The 19524-nt window shown below is 44.5% G+C and carries 24 protein-coding genes and 1 pseudogene; 5 read left to right on the top strand and 20 right to left on the bottom strand.

The window, feature by feature from the left end; genetic code table 11:
* Nucleotides 1-42 precede the first annotated feature (42 nt).
* A complete protein-coding gene (locus MHH76_RS08080) occupies nucleotides 43-630 on the bottom strand; it encodes a molybdenum cofactor guanylyltransferase (protein WP_023857285.1) in 588 nt (195 codons plus the stop codon).
* Nucleotides 631-782: 152 nt separating this feature from the next.
* Here MHH76_RS08080 and MHH76_RS08075 point away from each other — a divergent pair, with 152 nt between their 5' ends.
* Nucleotides 783-1739: a sporulation protein YknT gene (locus MHH76_RS08075; protein ID WP_020451210.1), complete on the top strand. Its 957-nt coding sequence runs from the start codon at nucleotides 783-785 to the stop codon at nucleotides 1737-1739.
* 144 nt (nucleotides 1740-1883) lie between these two features.
* Here MHH76_RS08075 and rok read toward each other — a convergent pair whose 3' ends face one another.
* From rok to fadH, 18 genes and pseudogenes are all read right to left on the bottom strand, one after another.
* Complete coding sequence (rok, locus tag MHH76_RS08070) at nucleotides 1884-2471, bottom strand: transcriptional regulator Rok (protein WP_020451209.1); 588 nt, start codon at nucleotides 2469-2471, stop codon at nucleotides 1884-1886.
* A 546-nt stretch (nucleotides 2472-3017) separates the two neighbouring features.
* Entirely contained in the window at nucleotides 3018-3476 is a 459-nt protein-coding gene (locus MHH76_RS08065) for a redoxin domain-containing protein (RefSeq protein ID WP_020451208.1), read from the bottom strand.
* Between the two features lie 89 nt (nucleotides 3477-3565).
* Nucleotides 3566-4108: a biofilm-specific peroxidase AhpA gene (gene ahpA, locus MHH76_RS08060; protein ID WP_020451207.1), complete on the bottom strand. Its 543-nt coding sequence runs from the start codon at nucleotides 4106-4108 to the stop codon at nucleotides 3566-3568.
* Nucleotides 4109-4403: 295 nt separating this feature from the next.
* Nucleotides 4404-4649 carry a YkuS family protein gene (locus MHH76_RS08055; RefSeq protein ID WP_003181323.1) on the bottom strand — a complete coding sequence of 82 codons (246 nt, stop codon included), beginning with the start codon at nucleotides 4647-4649 and terminating at the stop codon, nucleotides 4404-4406.
* Between the two features lie 62 nt (nucleotides 4650-4711).
* Complete coding sequence (locus MHH76_RS08050; RefSeq protein WP_020451206.1) at nucleotides 4712-5836, bottom strand: N-acetyldiaminopimelate deacetylase; 1125 nt, start codon at nucleotides 5834-5836, stop codon at nucleotides 4712-4714.
* A gap of 69 nt (nucleotides 5837-5905) precedes the next feature.
* On the bottom strand, nucleotides 5906-6616 hold the full coding sequence (gene dapD, locus MHH76_RS08045; RefSeq protein WP_020451205.1) for a 2,3,4,5-tetrahydropyridine-2,6-dicarboxylate N-acetyltransferase: 711 nt from the start codon (nucleotides 6614-6616) through the stop codon (nucleotides 5906-5908).
* A gap of 106 nt (nucleotides 6617-6722) precedes the next feature.
* A complete protein-coding gene (locus MHH76_RS08040) occupies nucleotides 6723-7175 on the bottom strand; it encodes a flavodoxin (protein WP_020451204.1) in 453 nt (150 codons plus the stop codon).
* A gap of 29 nt (nucleotides 7176-7204) precedes the next feature.
* Nucleotides 7205-8099: pseudogene (locus tag MHH76_RS08035) on the bottom strand (exo-alpha-sialidase).
* A complete protein-coding gene (locus MHH76_RS08030; protein WP_020451202.1) occupies nucleotides 8089-8568 on the bottom strand; it encodes a flavodoxin in 480 nt (159 codons plus the stop codon). Before MHH76_RS08030 ends, MHH76_RS08035 begins: the two are co-directional and overlap by 11 nt.
* Before the next feature lie 130 nt (nucleotides 8569-8698).
* Nucleotides 8699-9574 carry a LysR family transcriptional regulator gene (locus MHH76_RS08025; RefSeq protein WP_025811363.1) on the bottom strand — a complete coding sequence of 292 codons (876 nt, stop codon included), beginning with the start codon at nucleotides 9572-9574 and terminating at the stop codon, nucleotides 8699-8701.
* A gap of 142 nt (nucleotides 9575-9716) precedes the next feature.
* A complete protein-coding gene (gene cbpB / locus MHH76_RS08020) occupies nucleotides 9717-10160 on the bottom strand; it encodes a cyclic-di-AMP-binding protein CbpB (protein ID WP_020451200.1) in 444 nt (147 codons plus the stop codon).
* Nucleotides 10161-10340: 180 nt separating this feature from the next.
* Nucleotides 10341-10520: an antirepressor AbbA gene (gene abbA, locus MHH76_RS08015; protein WP_003181305.1), complete on the bottom strand. Its 180-nt coding sequence runs from the start codon at nucleotides 10518-10520 to the stop codon at nucleotides 10341-10343.
* A gap of 138 nt (nucleotides 10521-10658) precedes the next feature.
* Nucleotides 10659-11177: a ribonuclease H-like YkuK family protein gene (locus MHH76_RS08010; RefSeq protein WP_020451199.1), complete on the bottom strand. Its 519-nt coding sequence runs from the start codon at nucleotides 11175-11177 to the stop codon at nucleotides 10659-10661.
* 57 nt (nucleotides 11178-11234) lie between these two features.
* On the bottom strand, nucleotides 11235-11384 hold the full coding sequence (locus MHH76_RS08005) for a hypothetical protein (protein WP_020451198.1): 150 nt from the start codon (nucleotides 11382-11384) through the stop codon (nucleotides 11235-11237).
* An 11-nt stretch (nucleotides 11385-11395) separates the two neighbouring features.
* Nucleotides 11396-11638 (bottom strand): DUF1797 family protein, encoded by a 243-nt coding sequence (locus tag MHH76_RS08000; RefSeq protein ID WP_003181299.1) that lies wholly within the window; start codon nucleotides 11636-11638, stop codon nucleotides 11396-11398.
* Between the two features lie 457 nt (nucleotides 11639-12095).
* Nucleotides 12096-12722, bottom strand: coding sequence for a DUF3993 domain-containing protein (locus MHH76_RS07995; RefSeq protein ID WP_020451197.1), 627 nt, complete (start codon nucleotides 12720-12722; stop codon nucleotides 12096-12098).
* Between the two features lie 109 nt (nucleotides 12723-12831).
* The gene (locus MHH76_RS07990; protein ID WP_020451196.1) at nucleotides 12832-14052 is read right to left on the bottom strand and encodes an EAL-associated domain-containing protein; all 1221 of its coding nucleotides are present in this window, start codon (nucleotides 14050-14052) and stop codon (nucleotides 12832-12834) included.
* Nucleotides 14053-14120: 68 nt separating this feature from the next.
* A complete protein-coding gene (fadH, locus tag MHH76_RS07985) occupies nucleotides 14121-14885 on the bottom strand; it encodes a 2,4-dienoyl-CoA reductase (protein WP_020451195.1) in 765 nt (254 codons plus the stop codon).
* A gap of 146 nt (nucleotides 14886-15031) precedes the next feature.
* On the opposite strand from fadH, the gene MHH76_RS07980 reads away from it, so the two are divergent.
* The 4 genes from MHH76_RS07980 to MHH76_RS07965 all read left to right on the top strand — a co-directional run bounded on the left by MHH76_RS07980 (nucleotide 15032) and on the right by MHH76_RS07965 (nucleotide 18557).
* Nucleotides 15032-15889, top strand: coding sequence for a metallophosphoesterase (locus MHH76_RS07980; protein WP_268441287.1), 858 nt, complete (start codon nucleotides 15032-15034; stop codon nucleotides 15887-15889).
* A 177-nt stretch (nucleotides 15890-16066) separates the two neighbouring features.
* Complete coding sequence (locus MHH76_RS07975; protein WP_020451193.1) at nucleotides 16067-16564, top strand: L,D-transpeptidase family protein; 498 nt, start codon at nucleotides 16067-16069, stop codon at nucleotides 16562-16564.
* Between the two features lie 88 nt (nucleotides 16565-16652).
* Entirely contained in the window at nucleotides 16653-17954 is a 1302-nt protein-coding gene (locus tag MHH76_RS07970) for an MFS transporter (protein WP_020451192.1), read from the top strand.
* Nucleotides 17955-18095: 141 nt separating this feature from the next.
* Nucleotides 18096-18557 carry a YkyB family protein gene (locus tag MHH76_RS07965; RefSeq protein ID WP_020451191.1) on the top strand — a complete coding sequence of 154 codons (462 nt, stop codon included), beginning with the start codon at nucleotides 18096-18098 and terminating at the stop codon, nucleotides 18555-18557.
* 28 nt (nucleotides 18558-18585) lie between these two features.
* Here MHH76_RS07965 and MHH76_RS07960 read toward each other — a convergent pair whose 3' ends face one another.
* The gene (locus MHH76_RS07960; protein WP_020451190.1) at nucleotides 18586-19503 is read right to left on the bottom strand and encodes a chemotaxis protein; all 918 of its coding nucleotides are present in this window, start codon (nucleotides 19501-19503) and stop codon (nucleotides 18586-18588) included.
* Nucleotides 19504-19524 lie beyond the last annotated feature (21 nt).

Here is a 19524-nt window from a genome sequence, read left to right as displayed (position 1 = left end):
AAACACTTTCCGAAAAACCCTTGCAATCTATAATAAAATATTTCATCCCGGAAAGAACGGTTCTATTTTATCTAAATCCGACTTTTTATTGACATTTATAAATTCCCACGGCTCTGCCCCGACCCTATCAGCTTCAATATACTTGACGCGGATGCGGTCGAGGAAACTGCTGATCTTCAGCTCGTTCTGCTGAAGCTGTTCGAGGAGGACGGATTTCACCCTTCTGCTGTAGACAGCAACAAGCGGCTGCGCCCTTCCGTCTGCGACCGGCACGACGGCGTCATCCGCCGGGGTCATCTGCCGTTTTAAAGCCGATATGGTCTCCTGCCGGACAAGCGGGGTATCACAGGCCGAAAAAATATAGCATTCCCCTTCCGCCCGAACCATGGCTGTGTACATACCTGCAAGCGGCCCTCTCCCACTGAACGGTTCGATATCTTCCAGCACCGCTTTTTCCCCGAGTTCTTTAAACCGCTCCGTCAGCCCCGGACGGCTCAATATCAGGACATCGCCTCCCAGCGCATGTTTGCACCATTGATAAAGCGGCTTGCCTTGCCAGCGGGCAAACGCTTTCGGTTCCCCAAAACGGCGTGAAAGGCCCCCCGATAATATGACATGTATTTCTTTCATGCAGCTCAACCTTCCTTCGCGTGTTTCTGCCTGCGAACATCATAGCAAAATTTTAGAAATCCGAACAAGTCTGTAAAATCTCTTTTTCAAAAGGCATGCCGTGTTTCATTTATGCATATTGTAGTTGTAACATTAATAGGGGGCTGGTCACCATGAAAAAAACAACGGGTTCGCTGCCTTATTTTCATGATTTATCACAGGAAAACCTTTTTTTAAAAGCGGAGCTGGCAAGGTCACATCAATTGATCCACGAGCTTGAAGCAAGCTATTTTCATCAAAAAAATCATAAGCTCAGCCAGGAAAACGCAGCGCTGAAGCAGCAGCTTCAGCAGCTGTCAATCGAACTGGAGCGGATTTCGGCAAACAAGGAAGACGAGTCGGCCGAAACGCTCAACCGGATAAAAAGCGAACTGCTGGGTAAAATCGTTGTTCTTCAGGAGCTCCTTCAAAAAGAAACCTATGCAAGAAAACAAGAGATAGAAGAAAAGCACCGCCTTCATTTAACAAATGTAAAAGCCGAAGAAGAGAAAAAAAGCTTACATAGCCAAATAGAATATGAAAAGCTTCATGCGGAAAAAGAAAAAACGCTGAGGGAAAAAAAGGAGCATGAGCTCGAAAACGCTGCACACGAAAATGCCCGCCTGAAAGACGAACTTCATGCTAAAGGTCTTCAGCTCAAACAAATCGAAACAGATGTTGCGGTATTAAAAGAGCGGGTGACAGAAACGAAAAACCGCCTTTTGGAGGCTGAAAAAACAAAAGAAGCGCTGTTTTACGAAACGATTTTATCCTATAAAAGGCAGCTCGATGAAAGTGATAAGTGGATCGCTTCTCATTTTGCCGATATTGATACATCTCAGCAGACGGAGAAGGCGCTTGAACAAAACGAAGAGCTTTTTGAACGGTCAGAGCAGATCGAGGCGGTACTTCAAACAGTTACGGAGCAAGTCGATCAGCTCCAACAGCAATTGAGCGTCATCAAACAAAATGACATGAAAATGGATCAGAAAATAACTGAATGGAAAAAGCAGACGAAAGAAGAAACAACCCCGCAAAAATGGGTCTATCAAATTAAACGCAAAGACAAAGAAACAAAACCTTTAAATTGAATACCACTTTAAGGAATAATTTGGATTTTATAAAAAACCGCTTGAGTCGATTGTCTCAAGCAGTTGATTAGGGCGGCGGCGTATATAGCGGCCGCCTTGGTGTTCCTCAAAATGGAAACGCTATCTGGAAAAGCAAGGGTTTGACTATTGCTGCTCTGTCTCGGTAGAAATCTCACCCTCTAATATATATTGACCGCGGTATGGTTTTTTGACTTCCGGGTACATTTTAATCAGGCTTTGCATAAAGGTTGTCATATTAGGGATCTCAAGTCCGCTCTCTTTTTCGATTTCTTTTTGAAGTTCGGAGCTTTTGATGGCCGCATTATGGCGTTTTAATGTTTTAATCGCCGCTTCACGCAGTTTTGCAGCTTTTGAGCCTGGACGTGCTGTACCCCTTCTGCGCCTTGTCGTTCCATCTGGAATTCCGGCAGGCAGTGAGGAGGTTTGCGGAGAAGTCTGCTGCTGGTTCTTTTGAGATGCTTGCGGCTGCTGCTGTTGTTGCTGATAGCTCTTCATCTCCTGCGCAGCTAATTCAGCTAAAACAGGGAGAGATTCCGTTTTACGCTCCGGGCGAAAATCTTTTTTTGTATCATTAAAGCTGGATGGACGATCCAATTCACGCAGCTTTGCATATATATTATCCCGCTCAATTTGATACTCCCTAATCACCTTAACCTCAGCCTCATTCAGCTGCTCCAATCTTAAACGCAATGCTTCCCTCTCGTTAAACATACCGTTTATACCCTCCTATCAGAATAAATAAACCTTCCAATAAAAATATTAGATTACCAAACTAATTTTATCAACTATTTTTTCGTTTTTCTACTGTTGCTTTCCGTTAAGAAAATAGAACTAAATTTCCGGAAAACTTGAAGCCTGAGGAGTTTTCGAAGCATTTCGGCCTACTCTAAACCCATTGTCGAAAAATGGTAAATAATGAAGGAACATAGAAAATTACTTTTCAACGAAACATAATTTAGGAATAGACTCTACTGTTTAATCGTGATGGAAAGTGTGAAATATCAATGATTAATCCGGCTTATAAATCCAGAATATTCAAAATTGCCAGATCTCACTTGTCGAATTCGCAGTTTGTTGTGTACAGGGAAAGTCAGAAATACTCCTGAAACAAAAACAGGACATAAGACTCATCAAGTAAAATAAACAGTGTCTAATGATCCATTTGTCGAAAGGGGCGGATAGAGGAAATTTTTTTGCTTTTTTTGCAATGAGGAGCCGAATAAACAAAAAACCCCATGAAAACGGGGCTTTTCATCTTTATTCAGCAGACTGTTCTGTTTCGGCAAGAACACGGTTTACACGTTTTTCGAGCATTTTCATCCCGCTTCCTCCAGCTTGAAAATGGCGAAGCTGGCCTGTTTTATCAAAAACGTAATAAGCCGGAACATATTCATTTTCGAAAGCGTCAGTCAGCTTATGGTCGCTGTCAACAAAAACAGGCTGAGTAATATCATGTTCAGCGGCAACCTCTTTGATTTTATTCAAGTCTAAATCGTCTTCTGAACGCGGCATATGCACGGCCACCACGTTTAGTTTATCGCTGTAGCGGTCGCGGAACTCATTGACTTGCGGCATTGCCTCTTTGCACAAGTGGCAGCTGATCGACCAAAAATGAATTAATGTCGGCTTTTCTCCGATAAGCTGCTCTTTTGTCACTTCTCCGTTTAACCACTCTTTTGCGCCGGTCAGTTCCGGCATCGGCTGGCGTAATTTCATGATTTTTCCTCCATTGTCATTTTTGTCGATTAAAAAGGTCTAACAAATGTTAGACCTTTCCAATCTGATTTCTAATTTGAGAATAAAAATTAAAGAGTTGCTTGACCCGGTTTCCAGTTTGCAGGGCAAAGACCGCCTGTTTGCAGCGCTTGAAGCACGCGCAATGTTTCGTCTACATCACGGCCGATGTTGTTATGGAACACTGTTTGATATTGAAGTTCGCCTTCCGGATTAATGATGAACAATCCGCGAAGCGCCACACCTTCTTCTTCAATCAGTACGCCGTATTCACGGGATACTTCATGGTTTGTGTCGGCAGCAAGCGGGTATTTCAGCTGGCCGAGACCATTTTCTTTGCGGTCTGTGTTAATCCATGCCAAGTGAGTGTGGATGGTGTCAGTTGAAACGCCGATTACTTCTGCATCAAGGTCTTCAAACTCGTCATAGCGGTCAGACATTGCTGTAATTTCTGTCGGGCACACGAAAGTAAAGTCCATAGGATAGAAGAATAGAACCGTCCACTTATCATTCTTCATGTTTTCTTCAAGGCTTACTTTTCCAAATTCTTTGTTTGCAAGAACCGCTTCCATTTCAAAGCGCGGCGCTTGTTTACCTACCATGCGTTCTGCCATTTTATGTATCCCTCCAATTGTGATTTTTGGGTTCTGCTACCCATATCAAAATGAGAATTTAAATATTAAATTCTCATTTAGTTAATAACATCACATACATAATTCATTATAATACTTACCATATTTTTAGTCAATATTAATTGATAATAAATTTAAATTAGCGGTTGTTCTTTTTTTAAGCCTTTAAAAAAAGTGTAACATGCCTCCGGATGATGAAACAACCGTTTAACACCCGACAGCCGTTTTTTTGGAAAAACAAGTTAAAACCGAAGCTGGAACTTCGGTTTTATGTTTATTACTGAAGTTTTTGCTCAACCTGCTGACAGATTTCATCGGCAGTTAAACCAGTCGCCTGAATGACAGATGCTCCGGTCATCGTATCTGAAATCCCGAGCATGTCAGTGTCCAGACCAGTGACAACACAGCAGTCGCAGCCTTTTGCATCGTCTTCGGTTTTCATCGTTACAACCTCATACCCTTTTTCCTTCAAAGCAGCCTCGACATCAGAAAGAGATTGTTCGATTCCGATTTTTTTCGACATGAAGAAACACCTCCACCAATTAAGATGCCACGTTTGCTGATTTTTTATACCAGCCGCTTGTTCTAATTGGCTTTGGAAGAGAAATAAGCCGTCATAACGCGGACTGCCGTCTCAAGCGCTTCCTCTTTCGGCTGCAGTTTGGCATGGTGGAGTCCGTAAGGTGAATCGACGCCGAGCCAAAACATGAAGCCCGGATACTTTTTCAGCATATAGCCGAAGTCCTCTCCTGTCATCGCTTCTTTTGAACGGATGACCTCTGCAAGGCCGTTTTCAGAAACGAACTTCATAAAGTCTTCAACTAAACCGCTTGAATTATAGACCTGATAATATGCTGCCGGATAGCTGACTTTACCGATGCATTGATAAGCCGTTTCCAGGCCGCTCACCATCGCCTCGATCCTTTTCTTCACCTGTTCCATTGATCCCGGGGACAGCGTCCTGATCGTCCCTTCAAGCCTTGCTTGCTGAGCGATAATGTTTTGTGCTGATCCGCCTGTAATCGTCCCGATGGTAATGACAGCACTGTCCAGCGGATCGACATTCCTGGCTACGATCGACTGCATTTGCGTAACGAGCGAACTGGCGGCGACCACCATATCTTCTGCAAGGTGGGGATATGCGGCATGCCCGCCCTTTCCTTCAAGTTCGATTACAAGCTCTGACGTATTGGCAAAGAGCAGCCCGCTTTTCGTTCCGATCGTTCCGACCGGGAGCTCAGGCGCGATGTGCAGCGCTGTGATCATGCTCGGCTCCCACTTTTTAAACAAATCGCTTTCAAGCATCGGTTCAGCGCCGCCCGGCCCTTCTTCAGCAGGCTGGAACAAAAACAACAGATCTTGTTTAACCGGGTTGCGGACGAAATGATCGATGATGCCGAGGGCAATCGTCATATGAAAATCATGCCCGCACGCATGCATCCGGTTCTGATGTATGGAAGAAAAAGAATATCCGGTATCTTCCCGAATCGAGAGCCCGTCCATATCCGCCCTGTAAGCCAAAATCTGTTCAGGGGCTGTCCCTTTAACCTTTACAAACAGTCCGGTTCTCCACTTTTCGATTTCAATCCGGTCTTCCGGATGCTTTAGTAAGTGGTTCAAAAGATAAGCCTGTGTCTTATATTCCTGAAAACCGAGTTCAGGAATTTGGTGCAGATCTCTGCGAATCGCTGCTAATTCGTCCAATTTCATCTTTCTAACCTCCCCGGCGATACGAAAATGCGTGGATTGTCACATCCACGCACTTTTCGCCGCCGCTTCTTAAAGCTGACGCAATTCCTGTTTGATTTCTGTTTTGCCTTTTGTTTTTTCATCGATGTCTTTGATTTTTTTCGCAGGCGTTCCGGCAACTACTGTGTAAGGTGCCACATCTTCCACAACGATTGCGCCGGCAGCAACGACGGCTCCTTTTCCGACAGTCACACCTTCAAGTACGACGGCGTTTGCACCGATGACGACATCGTCTTCAATAACGACAGGTTTTGCTGAAGGGGGCTCAATGACACCGGCAAGCACGGAACCCGCTCCAATGTGGCAGTTTTTGCCGACGGTAGCTCGTCCGCCCAGCACGACATTCATATCGATCATCGTTCCTTCGCCGATTACAGAGCCGATGTTGATGGAAGCTCCCATCATGATAACGGCGTTGTCGCCGATTTCCACTTGATCGCGGATGATCGCACCCGGCTCGATTCGCGCTTTAATATTTTTCAAATCGAGCGTTGGGATCGCCGAATTGCGGCGGTCGTTTTCGACAACATAGTCTTCAATTTTACCTTTGTTTGCTTCGAGCACAGCTTGAATCTCCGCCCATTCACCGAATACTACCCCAGTATGCCCTGTAATAAAAGGCTTGGCTGAAGCGCCGAAGTCAATTCCTTCAAGGTCGCCTTTCACATACACTTTAACAGGTGTTGATTTCTTACTATTTTGAATAAATGAGATAATCTCATTTGCATCCATCATTTTCATTATGTAAGTCCTCCTTCTCTTTTTCTCCTCATTACTGTATCAAAGGAAAGATTTAAAAACAAGAAAAAAAGGAAAGGGGGCGTCCCGTTTCCTTTTTTAGCAAATGTCATGCCGGCACTTCACATTTCTTTGCAAAATCCCTGCCGAATTGAAGCAGCATGTCTTCTTCTTCATCTTCCGGATTCATTTCGATTTTGACGGACGGAAGCACCGTGTCTCCGCCAAGCTCTTTGATTTTGTCCTCAAGTATGTCGACGGCACCGCAAAAATGCTCGTAAGAAGTATCTCCGGACCCGAAAACGGCAAACATCTTATCTGTGAAATCCATCCCTTCCATATCATCGTAAATATCCAAAAACTCATCCGGGAGATCCCCGTCGCCCCATGTATAAGCGCCAAATATCATATACTGATAATCGTTAAAGAGCGCCGCATCTACATCCATCGCTTCATGGCGGTCAACTTCGGCCCCGCCCTCAAGAAGGCCTTTCTCGATTAAATCGGCCATTGCTTCTGTATTTCCAGACATGCTTGCATAAACCAGCAAAACTTTCCCCATCGTTATTCCTCCTATAAAACGCTATAAAATCAGTGGGCTGCAGCAGGCTGTTCATAAGGCCTGACAAATTTGCATTCATAAAGACCCGCGCAAAAGAAGTTCTCCTTTTGATTGGCGACTCTGAATCCATGCCCTTTAATCGTGTCAAACCATTTCAGCTCTCTTTCAAAGAAATCAAGCCGGTAGATTCTTGAAAATCCGTCTCGGTCTTGAGCCGACGTGACATAGATGATTCCGTTGTCTTCGGACACATCCAGGAATGATTCTTCATTCTCAACAAGGCCCTGGCTGATTTGTATTTCATCATTCGTGTGGATGTTGACCAAATTGACGGCACCGTGATTTCCTTTTTTAGATCCCATCGCACAAACCAGCCATTCGCCTTCAAATGCGATCATCGAGGCGGTCATGCGGCCGGTTTCTTTTTTGATCAAAAAAGCCGATTCTGCTGCTAAATCGTATGCCCAAACACCACCGTGCACTTCATGAATCTGCGTTCCGATGTAAAGGCGCTCCTCATGGAGGCACAGAGAGCGGATAACGGGCGGATGACTCAAAGCGGAAAACGGCTTGACGATTTTCCATGAGACGCCGAAATCCTCTGATATGTAAATGCAATGCTTCCCATGGGCACAAACAAAGCCGTCCGTTGTCCCTGTGATCGACCAAATCGTAGCGTTTGTCGGAAAGCTTGAGATTGACCAGGTTGCTCCTTGGTCAGACGATCTGATAATCGTTCCCCTCTCCCCTGCGCCGAATAAATTAATCGCCGATATAGGTGATGGAACATATTTTGCTTTTTAATTGAAAGAGCTTTGTCCAGCCTTGCTCAAGTGAATATTGAAAAATCCCTTCCCGCTTGATGGCGACAAAGTAACCGGAATGCTTTGCCGAAGCGACGGCCGTCGCACCTTTATGAAACATGGGTCTCAGCCTGCCGCTTTTCGTGTTCTGCCCATCTTATAAAACCTTCGGCAAATTCCTTGCAGCACTCGGCATCTTCATCCGTTTCGGGGGCAAGTTCTATTTTCAAGGTCTCTCGATAAAGGTCGGCGCCGGTTCGTTCTAGCATGCTGTAAAACGTGTTGACCGCTTCGCAAAAGCGGGGGTATGCATAGTCGCCGGATCCGAAGCATGCCGCTTTCTTTCCTTTAAGGTCAAGCGAAGAGACCTCGTCGTAAAACGATTCCGCTTCATAAGGAAGATCCCCGTCTCCCCATGTGTAGGTGCCGATTAAAAGAAGATCGTATTCAGCCAATGAATCGGCATCGACATCATCCATTTCCTGAATTGCGACATCAAAACCGTTCTCCTTCAATGTATCTTTGATGATCATCGCGATATCCTCCGTGTTGCCGGACATGCTGGCATATGCAATTAATGCTTTAGACAACAGAATCACCTCTGAAATTGATAATGATTTTCATTATTATATAGATACACTTTAAATGATAATGATTATCAATGTCAATAAATCGCACAAAAAAAGCAGCCCTCTTTTTTGAGTCCTGCCTTTCTGATGTTTATTCAGTTGCCGTACATTCTTTCACAACCTCTACAAACGCCTGTACTTGCTTCAGTTGGAAAGCCGGCTCATAACCGAGCAGCCACGTATCTCTGCCGATTGCTTTTCCTTTAGCGTCAAGCAGCGGGATTTGATGAACATGGCTCCCGCTTCCGTGAAGCGTCACAGATGGAAGGATCGCATAGCCGATTCCGTGGAAAGCCATCTGTTTGCATGTTTCAATTTGGTCGACAATAATGGTCTGCTTTGGCGACGTTTTAAACTTTTGATGCCACCAGTGCTGAATTTCCTGATAGTACGAACTGTCGCTTTTGAACTGGATGAACGGCCGTTCCGTTTTGGCAATGTCCTCAATGTTACGGATCTCTGTATCGACAAGGTACAATTCGTCCCGCATCAAGTAATGCTTCGGTCCTTTCCATTCCGGGTTTCCTCTGATAATGCCGACATGAACATGGTCTTCGTAGAGGCTTTTCAGCATTTCGCTGCTCCATCCGGTCACGAGCGAAATTTTCACGTTTGGATATTGTTTGACATAGGTTTTCAGAACGTTGGGAAGCCAATGCTGCCCAATGATCGAAGCGGCCGCCAATTTGAGCGTACCGTGAATCTCGCCCTCCAACTCATCGATATTCTCTCTCACTTTTTCCTGTTCCAATGTCACATCTTTTGCGAACTGGATGATTTTTTCTCCGGCAGACGTAACCGTCAGCCCTTTTTGCGATCTCAAAAAAATTTTCGTTCCCCATGATTTCTCAATGGTCTGCAGGCGTTGGGACAAAGCCGGCTGGGAAACAAACAGGCGTTCAGCCGCTTTCCGCATATTTAATTCTTCCGCCAGAACGACAAGCATGTGGAGCTCTTGAAGCTGCATGGACATTCCTCATTCCAATAAGTTTTTCTTATCATACATTTAATCAAACGGCTGTTTTTTAATCAAGCGGAAAGTCAGGCTTCGGAGAATGTGCGGAGGGTTTGGTGGAGCGCTGCAAATAAAAAATAGGCCGCTGCCGCGCCTATTTATTCAACGTTCTCAAATGCTTATTCAGCTGTTTTAACACGACACGCCTTGTAAATATGCCTTCGAAAACCTGCTCTTCATTTTCGACACATACAAACGCGTTGTTGATGACCAGTCCGAATCCTTTTAAGATCGGGTCGTCAATTTTCAAGCGTGGGATGTCTGTCAGCATGACTTCTTCAACATGAATCTTGTCAAGCTTCTCAAATTCGATTCGTTCCAAGCCGAAGATTTTATCCATGATCATATTCGTTCCGATTAATCCGTGCAAACGGAAAGAAGCATCAAGTACAGGGATCGCGGTATATCCGGTTTTCGTCAACACGAGAAGGGCATGTTCCAGATTATTTCCGACTTGAACATGGGCTACTTTATCAGCATCGATCATAAACTGACCTACTGTCGTTTCAAGAAGTTCATCTGATTGCATACTAATCATGATTTTTCGACTCCTTTTCAGCTTTAATCCATCAACGCATATTTTCCCTATACTACAATAATATAAACGATATCAATATTTGTCGAAAACTTTCCTTTCTTCCAAGGTCAGTTTATCATTCCATATCCTTTTAGGAAACAAAAAAGATACTCTAATGAGTATCAATTGATATAATCTGACCTAATTTTCAGACCGGACACGGTCGTATAAGGTAACCAGTTTTTTATATGTCAGGCTATCCACATTTTTTGTACCCGTTTCTATATCATTGATCTCACTGCTTAGTAGCTCTACGGCATACTCATGGTCCAAAAGTACGTTCAGCAACAGTTTTCTCTCTTCTTCTGAAAAGCGTTCCATTCTTAACCAGCCCCCTAATTGATTTAGCTAGAGTCAGAAACAATATGTTCTCTCTAGTTTCTATAGGGCTAGAATATGAAATTGCAATTCAAACGTCAACCGCACATTTCGACATCTGTTCGATTTTCTTTCAAACAATTATTTTGTGTACCGGTTTGCATAGCTTGAAGCTGTATAGGAGTCAGGTTTAATTTTGGCACAGATTCCCATGGAGGTGATCCGGCCCGTCATTTCCTGGATTAAATCCTTTGTCATTCCTTTTTTTCCGATATCCAAATGAACTTCAAGGGTTAAATCTGCTCCCTCGTCTGTAAACGGAAGAAGCAGATCCATAATTTCATTAAAGTAATCATTTAAAAGATATGCGGCAATCTCTTGGCTGTAAGCTGTTTCAAGCGATATTTTCTCCCTGAGGCTATGTATCGGTCTGTTGACAACCGTGTTTTTCAGACAGCCCCACGCTCCTTTGCCCTTGCGGTGCAAATGGATAGCCGTGATAAACTTTGTGCAGTTCTGATGTATTTGCGAGTCTGTTCCGACGGACAGCAGATAGCTTGCCCGCGGATCTTGGCGTATGAACGCCTTCAGTCTCCCGATCACTTCAGGAAATGTCATTTGATCTTCAGAAAGATTATAAAAAAGAAAAGAATCAGCCATTGGAATGCCCCTTTTCATTTTTGATCTGCACCGAAGATGGAACGATTCGTCTGTCTGCTATCCTTTTTTGGTCGGTATATTTTTCAAGCTGAACCCGCAGCTGTCACATCTGTAAATTACATTCTGATTGGACTGGGCTGTCAGCACTTGATCCATATGCTCGGTTGTTTTGCAATTCGGACAAATAACGCTTGGAAAAGCTTTCATGCCATATCCTCCTATTGCTGAAGCAGTTCAAAGATTTCGATTGAAATCATATCGATGTTGTCAAACGGAAATGTGGTAGGCTTATCGCCTTTTTGATAAACTGTCAGCTCAAATGTTTGGTTTTTTTCAAAATATTTTACGCTGCAAATTTTTTCTCCGTTTACTTCAAAATTGCGCTGCGTCGGTTCTCCGGCAGCCTCCGCAGTCTCCTGCAGGCTCTGCAGTCTCGTGATGATACCCATTAATTGTGACATTCTAAAAAAGACTCCTTTCAAAAAAACAACTTCAGGATCAACAAGTATTAATTATAATACAAGTTCTACACGCATCATACCACAAAGTATCAGCCGATGACATTTTTCCTTTCTGATCATGAAAAAGAAAAACCGCTTTTCATAGTTTGAGTTTTCTTTTTTCATGTCATACATGAAAAATATTTTTTTGACTGCAGAGGAGCCTTTTTAACCACCAATTTAGATTTATGGGGCAACAGGATTGTCTTATTCCTGTCCCACACCTAAAGCCCAAAAATCCCGCAGCCATTTGCAATGCAGGATTCCACGCAAATAAAAAACTTGGCGGGGGCAGCGCCAAGTTTTTTAAAACCTTGATCTGATAGAGGGGTTGGGGAACAGAGAGGTTCATCTCTCTATAATTAAATGATAATGATTATCAGTATCATTGTCAATGAATTTTTTAAAAATTCTTTTTCTAGCTGAAAAGTTCGGCCAATGTCCAGTTAACATCGATGACAAACAGCGGGAATACAGCGTGGTCTTCTTTCTTGTTATCCGCAAAATTCGAGTTTGTTTCTTTCTCATCCGGTTGTTCGGCCATCATGTCTTCTCCAGCCGGTTTTGTATCAGATTGGCCGATAGCCGTTACTTTGAAGCTGCCGCCGATATTCTTTAGCGTCACCGTCTGATAATTTTTTTGATATGAAACAGGACCGCGGTCTTGATCTCCAACACATTCGTATACGGTATAGCTTCCGTCTTTCACCGCCACTTTTGTGTTTTCATCATAGCTGAAGAAAGGGATTGCAACTTCCGGCGCGTCTGTCCCGTAAAAAATCCACCCCGCTTGTTCGGGGAAGGCGTTCGCCTCCACGTACTTCGCTGCCATGGCGTGTTCCATATAAGGTTCCAAGAGGGATATCATGTCTTTTTTCGTTCTTTCCTTTTCGGTCAGCTGAAAATGGACGTCGGATACGGATTGAAGGGTCTCAAATAACGACGCTCTTGTCGGTTTTTCTCCGGCTTCGGCAAAATCCGCACAGAGGAATACAAAAGCCGCAGTCAATAGTCCGCACAGTAAGGATGACCAAACGTTCTTCATATGATCCGCCCCTTTTTTAGCATATATATTCACATTTTCCTTTATATACGCAAAACAAACCTCTCGGGATTCATTTTTTCGAAAAGAAAAAGCGGCGAAAGGCCGCCGCTTAAATTAATCCGTCTTGTTCGTATAAATATGAGTAGGACAGGTCAATGAACAGATACAATTCTTCATCCATCGGATAGGAAAATGTTCTGATCATTTCCCCCGTTTCGATATCGCTGTACAAATCGCTGAAAAACCCTTTTCTCATCGTTCTCATCCTCATGATATTCTCGAGAAAATAAGGGCGCCAGCTCCAGTTTTTGCCGATGTACTCAGGCTGAAATATCCATGCTCCATCATGTTTAAACACGTTTTTCGTCAGCTGAATCCCGTCTTCATCGCACATGTAAATTCTAAAGCTGCAATCGGTCAGTTCTTTTCCGAGATTGAAGAGAAACTCATCGTCTGACTGAGCTGTTTTCTTTAGCGATGTGACAAGCTGATGAATCCGTTTGTAAAACTGCTCAGAGTGGTCGTACAAAATGGTTAGCTTCTTCTTCTCATGTGTGATAAATTGGTGAAACTCGGCATGCAGCCGGTCCTTTAATACATTCCGTTCGATAAATTCATCCTTCGGCACTTCAAGATACTGCCCCTGAAAATACCGGCCTCCGTTTCTCCATGCGTATTGCAGCTGAAAGCTCGCCTCAATATCCTCGTAAAGCAATGCGGCGCCGATTTTTCTGGCAAGGAGTGATATGCTGTAAAGCACATATTCATAGGATGGCGAAGGAGAAGACAGCTTGAGCGGCTGAAGGTCGATCTTTAACAGATCAGGGGAAAGAAGAGCGATTCTGTCGAGGTTGCTGCTTTCCTTTCCGATATTATCAACAGCGACTTTAATTCCGTATGTACGGTAATAGGTCAGCAAATGATGCAGCTGTTCAATATCCCCTTCAAACTTTTGCTCCGTGATTTCGATAACGAAACGGTTGAGCTCGAGCCCTTTATCCTGATATTCCATCAACAGGTCGAGGAACGATTCACCGTGATCCATCATCAGCACATTTGCATCTTGATTGACGAAGATGAGCAGGTCGCGCCCGCTCTCCAAAAAATGATCAAGCGCCTGGCGAATCACCTTGAGATCAACCTCTTTCTTGTATTCTTCAGGAATTGTCGGATCAGAAAAAAACGGCCCGAGACTCTTCACTTCAGATTCTACCTTGATACGCCCCAGCACTTCATAGCCGATCACCTTTTGTTCTTCAGCACTGAAGATCGGCTGATAGTATGGAATAACATCTTCAATGTTCGTTAAAATATCGAGTGGATCCAACATGGCATATCACCTGCTTCTAATCTTTGTCTGATTATACCATACTGGCCCGCACCTTTGAATTTGAAATCTTAAAACGGACGGGGATTCAGCCATTGGCCGCCGTCCATCGTCACACACTCCCCGTTGACATATCCCGCCTGTTCAGAAAGCAAAAATGCGGCGAGTCCCGCGATTTCTTCAGGAGTTCCCAGCCTGTTGAGCGGAACGCTTTTGATTGTCGCGTGCGCGGCTTCTTCCGATTCAAACAATTTTTCGGCACCGCCCGTCCTCTCGATCGGACCGGGCGCGATGGCATTGCATCTGATCCCGTATGCACTTCCCCACTCGACGGCAAGCGTCCTCGTCAGCGACAGGACACCTGCTTTTGCCGCCGCGGAATGAACGACACCGGCACCCGCGCCCCATGCATATGTCGCGACCATATTTAAAATCTGGCCGCGTTTTTTTTCCTTGATCCAGTAGCGGCCGGCTGCCTGGCTGCAATAAAATGTGCCGTTCAGCACGATATCGATGACCGCCTTCCAGCCGTTGACCGACAGTTTTTCAGCAGGGCAGATAAAGTTCCCTGCGGCATTGTTAACCAAAGCGTCGATCGTACCAAAGCGTCCTGCCGTCTCTGTGATCATCTGTTCCACATCTTCAACAGACCTGACATCCATCCGGCATATAGCCACCTGCCCCGTAAATGTTTCAATTTCTTCTTTGGCCGCTTCAAGCGTTTCTTGCGTTCTGCCTGTAATCATCACATTCCAGCCTTCTTCGACTTGCTTTTTGGCGATCGCTTTTCCCATTCCGCTCGACCCGCCGGTCACGATTACAACTTTTCTGTCCATATCCATCCCCCTTGTTTATGAATGAGTATTCATTCAATTCATAGTTTATCATATAAGTTAAAAAAAATTAACAAAACACGCGGACTGTCCTAAAATGGCTTTTCTGGATGATATAATGTAGAGATTCTATTAAAGGTTGGTTGCTTATGAAAAATCCGTCCAGAAGACAATTTTTAAAAGGCTTCTTAGGCCTTGCTGCAGCAGGGCTCTTTACCGCTGCCGGCGGCTTGGGCTATGCGCGCTATCTCGAGCCGCACATGCTTGAAACAAACTTGATTCCCATTCGGCATCGTCTCATTCCTAAAGGGTTTGACCAGTTTCGGATCGTTCAGTTCAGCGACACCCACTTAAGCGAATACTTTACAGCAGACGAGCTTTCAAATGTTGTCAGCCAAGTGAACGCCCTTTCCCCGGACCTTATCGTATTCAGCGGGGATTTAATAGATAAACCGCATCGCTACCGGGAACACGAGCATGCTGTCAACGCCTTAAAAAAGCTTTCAGCCCCCTATGGAAAGCTTGCCATATTCGGAAACCATGATCACGGCGGCTATGGAACAAAAGTCTATCAGACGCTCATGGCATCGGCCGGTTTTCAGGTGCTGCGAAACGACTTCATGAAGCTTGAATTGATAGACGGAAGCGTAATAGAGATCGCGTCACTCGATGATTTGATGCTCGGCAGCCCCGACTATGAAGGCATCCTGTCAAAACTGAGTAAAAAAGCCTTCTCGATTTTGCTCGTCCATGAGCCAGACGCTGCTTTAACGGTAAAACAATCCCCCGTCAATTTGCAAATATCCGGACACACCCACGGCGGACAAATTCAGATTCCCGTATTTGGTCCTTTAATCACGCCTCCGTACGGAGAAATTTATACGGAAGGGATGTATGAAACAGCTGGAATGAAAATCTATGTCAATCGAGGAATCGGCACGACCAGGCTGCCGCTCCGCTTTTTGTCAAAGCCTGAAATCACCGTGTTCCAGCTTGAATCCACTTAATCCTTAACCGGCCTTTTGGCTCAAAATGAAAGGCATCTGCATACATTAAGTAAAAGCATTCCCGCTCATTTCATCCAATCCTCATTAAAAAAACGAAACTTCCCCAGCCTCTTTCCGTCTATATATTAGCAGCGGAAAAGGCTCTCTTTTCGTTTTGAAAAGGAGATGTGCTGATTATTGCTGATGTACCAAGTAAAATCTGGAGAAACTCTGGAAAGCATCGCCGCCGATTTCAGAATGACCCGGCAGGCTTTGCTGCAGGCGAATCCGGGCTTAAACGGCGGCCAAGTGTCCGCAGGCCAATCGATTATCATTCCCGGCATTAGAAACCCGGACACAATCCCTTACCGGATTGTCGTGTCTCTCAGCGGGAGAACGCTCAGATTATATGAGCAAAACAGACTTGTAAAAACATATCCGATTGCCGTCGGAAAAATCCTCACACAGACGCCGAGAGGCGAATTTGTCATTGTCAACCGGCAGCCAAATCCGGGCGGCCCGTTCGGCGCCTACTGGCTGAGCCTCTCAAAACAGCACTACGGCATCCATGGCACGAATAACCCGGCGTCAATTGGCAAAGCTGTTTCAAGGGGATGTATCCGCATGCACAATCAGGATGTTCTGGAACTTGCTTCTATCGTACCCAACGGAACCCGAGTGTCCATTACACCTTAGACCAGTACATTTCCAGACAAATGCAATTTGAACAATACAACATCTTGTATTAAGATATAATGGGACCTTTAGGGTAAGGAGCGTATATATGGATCTTTTTAAAAATCGTAATTTCGTCCGACTTTTTTTCGCAGCTTTCGCTTCTCAAATGGGAACGACAGTCGGAAACATGGCTTTCGCTTTTTTCTTGCTCGACCGGTTCAGCAGCCAGCCGGCCTACACGACAATCGCCGAGCTGATGTATTCCTTGCCGACGGTTTTTGTATTCTTTATCGTCGGGGTGGTCGCTGACCGTTTTGACCGCAAGAAAGTCGCGGAAAACTGTGATTGGATCAGAGCGGGATTGACTGTCGTTCTTTTCTTTGTACTGTATCTTCAGATCATACCGCTTGTGTTTTTAGTTCTATTTATCAGAAGCGCGGTTACAAAATTTTTCTACCCGGCCGAAGCAAGTTTGGTCCAGGCCATTTTAAGAAAGGATCAGTATGCAAAGGCAGCCGGACTGAACCAGATGCTTTTCAGCCTGTTTCTATTGTTCGGCGTAGGAATTGGAGCTTTTATGTACAAGACGATCGGCCTGCATGGTGCTATCGCTCTTGATTTTGTGAGCTTTATCGTATCCGGCTTTTTAATCCGTTCCTGCGATATTCCGCTAGAAGCGCGGCAGCCGAACGGGCAAAAAGGCTGGAAAAACATGACCGTCAAAGATTCGATGCACGATTTTAAGGAAGGCATCGTTTATATATTAAAAAATAAATTGCTTGCCTCTCTCGTATTCGGATATTTTATCTTCGGACTTGTCAGCGGGGGACTTTCGGTTCTGCCGATGTTTAAAATGAAGTATGAGCTGTCCCCTGACAGTTATGAGTGGCACACATCCCTCTTTACAATCGTACTGGGTATCGGACTTTTGACAGGGATTGCCGTCGCCGCTCTGCTTGAAAAAAAAGTGAAGCCGGCATACATGATGTCAGTCCCGATTTTTATTGCGGGTGCCTTTATCATTTTGCTTGGCTTTACAGATCAATTGCCCGTATATTACTCGGCTGCGTTTCTTGCCGGGATATGCATCGGACCGATCAACACAGCGCTTGGCGGCTGGATTCCCAAAATCGTCCACCCAAGGCTGATGGGAAGAGTCAGCGGGTGGACCGATCCGCTGACAATGATGGCGCAATCCTCAGCGCTTGGCGTGATCGCTGTTTTATTCCCGGGAATCATCGCCGATGTGGATTATATATATTACGGTTTGGCGGGAATTATTCTGCTGGCGGCGATGTACTATTTTATCGTCCTGCCTAAATTAAGCGCCGAGAACGCGGAAATCGACGTTCAAGCGGCGCTGAAGAGACAAAAAAATACAAAAGCAAAAATGAACTCTGTTTTATAAAGATGAAAACGCGCGATTCCTTAAAAAATCGCGCGTTTTTTCTATGAGATATTTGCATTTTCTGTTCTATTTCGTATAATTTAGACATAAGCCTTGCAACTTTAGGAGGTGATCTAGAAACGAATGGATAGGAGAGAAAAAATGGACGACCATAATCATACGAAAGAATTAAAACCGACAGTTGAAAACCTTTCAAAAGCGATTTATACAGTTAATCGCCATGCAAAAACCGCGACTAATCCCAAATACCTGTATCTTCTGAAAAAGAAAGCTTTGCAAAAGCTGCTTAATGAAGGAAAGGGTAAAAAGGTAGGCCTTCACTTTTCGAAAAATCCAAGATTCAGCCAGCAGCAGTCAGATGTGCTGATTTCTCTCGGAGACTACTTTTTTCACATGCCTCCAACAAAAGAAGACTTCGCAAGCCTTCCACACTTAGGTACATTAAATCATTCGTATCGGAACCCTAAAGCTCATATGTCCTTGAATATAGCGAAACAGCTTCTTCAAAACTACACGGGAATTAAGGAAAAACCGCTCGTCACAAACCGGAAGCGCCCTGCCTCAAAGCCCGTCTTCAAGAAGCTTGGCGAAAGCTATTTTTAATAAAAAAAGCCTCAAAAAGAGGCTTTTTTTAGTTCTTGAAAATATATTTATCAAGCTTTTCGATCAGTTCGTTGAGCTCTGGCTTGCTGATTTGTTCGTCAGCTCCGACTTGTTCCCCTTTATGGCGAAGATCGTCTGTAATCAAAGAAGAGAAAATCAAGATCGGCAGCTCCGAACTCAGCGGGTTATCTTTTAACAGCTTTGTGAGCCGGTGTCCATCCATCTGCGGCATTTCAATATCCGTGATCATGAGATCGACTTTTTCGTGAAGGGCTGTGCCGTCTTCCATCAATTGAAGCACATGTTCGTAAGCCTCTTTTCCGTTTTCAAAAGACACGATGTTGTTATACCCTGCTTCATTCAGCTTTTCCACCAAAAGCCGCAAGAGGAGCGGAGAGTCTTCGACAATCATCAGCTTTTTGTCAGTCCGTCTCTGATCAAATTTTTCATCTTTCATTTGATAAGGGTCCGTACCTGACTCAGACTCAAGATCAAAAATGATTTTTTCGTAATCAGGCAGGAAAATCATTGTGCCGTCGAGCTTAATGATGCCGGTAAGGTGACGGTCCATTCCTTGATTTAAAGCGGTCGGCTTCTCGATTTCTTCCCACGACACCCGGTGAATCTGCGAAACCGATCCAGTGTGAAAGACGATTTTCCGCTTGTTGAATTCCGTCACAATGTATTTTTCTTGATGCTCGTCCTCACCGTGTTCGACGCCGAAGAAAGAGAATAAATCAATGACGGGAAGAATTTCCCCGCGCAATGTGATCATGCCCTCCATATGCTTGTGCGAATGAGGCACTTTCGTAATGTCAACCGGCTGAATGATTTCTCTGACTTTCATGACATTTATGCCGAAAATGTTGAGACCAACTTCGAACTTCACGATTTCTAATTCATTGGTTCCCGAACTTAATAAAATTTCCTGTTGGTTTGAAGACACTGATATCCCTCTCTATCCTAC

The organism is Bacillus sp. FSL L8-0193 (assembly GCF_037976065.1).
Taxonomy (GTDB): Bacteria; Bacillota; Bacilli; order Bacillales; family Bacillaceae; genus Bacillus; species Bacillus paralicheniformis.
Note: the sequence above shows the minus strand (reverse complement) of the source record. Positions and strands in the feature narration are given on the sequence as shown.

Coding starts and splice junctions, on each gene's coding strand:
- MHH76_RS08080 (WP_023857285.1), bottom strand. CDS start 630: ATGAAAGAAATACATGTCATATTATCGGGGGGCCTTTCACGCCGTTTT.
- MHH76_RS08075 (WP_020451210.1), top strand. CDS start 783: ATGAAAAAAACAACGGGTTCGCTGCCTTATTTTCATGATTTATCACAG.
- rok (WP_020451209.1), bottom strand. CDS start 2,471: ATGTTTAACGAGAGGGAAGCATTGCGTTTAAGATTGGAGCAGCTGAAT.
- MHH76_RS08065 (WP_020451208.1), bottom strand. CDS start 3,476: ATGAAATTACGCCAGCCGATGCCGGAACTGACCGGCGCAAAAGAGTGG.
- ahpA (WP_020451207.1), bottom strand. CDS start 4,108: ATGGCAGAACGCATGGTAGGTAAACAAGCGCCGCGCTTTGAAATGGAA.
- MHH76_RS08055 (WP_003181323.1), bottom strand. CDS start 4,649: ATGTCGAAAAAAATCGGAATCGAACAATCTCTTTCTGATGTCGAGGCT.
- MHH76_RS08050 (WP_020451206.1), bottom strand. CDS start 5,836: ATGAAATTGGACGAATTAGCAGCGATTCGCAGAGATCTGCACCAAATT.
- dapD (WP_020451205.1), bottom strand. CDS start 6,616: ATGAAAATGATGGATGCAAATGAGATTATCTCATTTATTCAAAATAGT.
- MHH76_RS08040 (WP_020451204.1), bottom strand. CDS start 7,175: ATGGGGAAAGTTTTGCTGGTTTATGCAAGCATGTCTGGAAATACAGAA.
- MHH76_RS08025 (WP_025811363.1), bottom strand. CDS start 9,574: ATGCAGCTTCAAGAGCTCCACATGCTTGTCGTTCTGGCGGAAGAATTA.
- cbpB (WP_020451200.1), bottom strand. CDS start 10,160: ATGATTAGTATGCAATCAGATGAACTTCTTGAAACGACAGTAGGTCAG.
- abbA (WP_003181305.1), bottom strand. CDS start 10,520: ATGGAACGCTTTTCAGAAGAAGAGAGAAAACTGTTGCTGAACGTACTT.
- MHH76_RS08010 (WP_020451199.1), bottom strand. CDS start 11,177: ATGGCTGATTCTTTTCTTTTTTATAATCTTTCTGAAGATCAAATGACA.
- MHH76_RS08005 (WP_020451198.1), bottom strand. CDS start 11,384: ATGAAAGCTTTTCCAAGCGTTATTTGTCCGAATTGCAAAACAACCGAG.
- MHH76_RS08000 (WP_003181299.1), bottom strand. CDS start 11,638: ATGTCACAATTAATGGGTATCATCACGAGACTGCAGAGCCTGCAGGAG.
- MHH76_RS07995 (WP_020451197.1), bottom strand. CDS start 12,722: ATGAAGAACGTTTGGTCATCCTTACTGTGCGGACTATTGACTGCGGCT.
- MHH76_RS07990 (WP_020451196.1), bottom strand. CDS start 14,052: ATGTTGGATCCACTCGATATTTTAACGAACATTGAAGATGTTATTCCA.
- fadH (WP_020451195.1), bottom strand. CDS start 14,885: ATGGACAGAAAAGTTGTAATCGTGACCGGCGGGTCGAGCGGAATGGGA.
- MHH76_RS07980 (WP_268441287.1), top strand. CDS start 15,032: ATGAAAAATCCGTCCAGAAGACAATTTTTAAAAGGCTTCTTAGGCCTT.
- MHH76_RS07970 (WP_020451192.1), top strand. CDS start 16,653: ATGGATCTTTTTAAAAATCGTAATTTCGTCCGACTTTTTTTCGCAGCT.
- MHH76_RS07965 (WP_020451191.1), top strand. CDS start 18,096: ATGGACGACCATAATCATACGAAAGAATTAAAACCGACAGTTGAAAAC.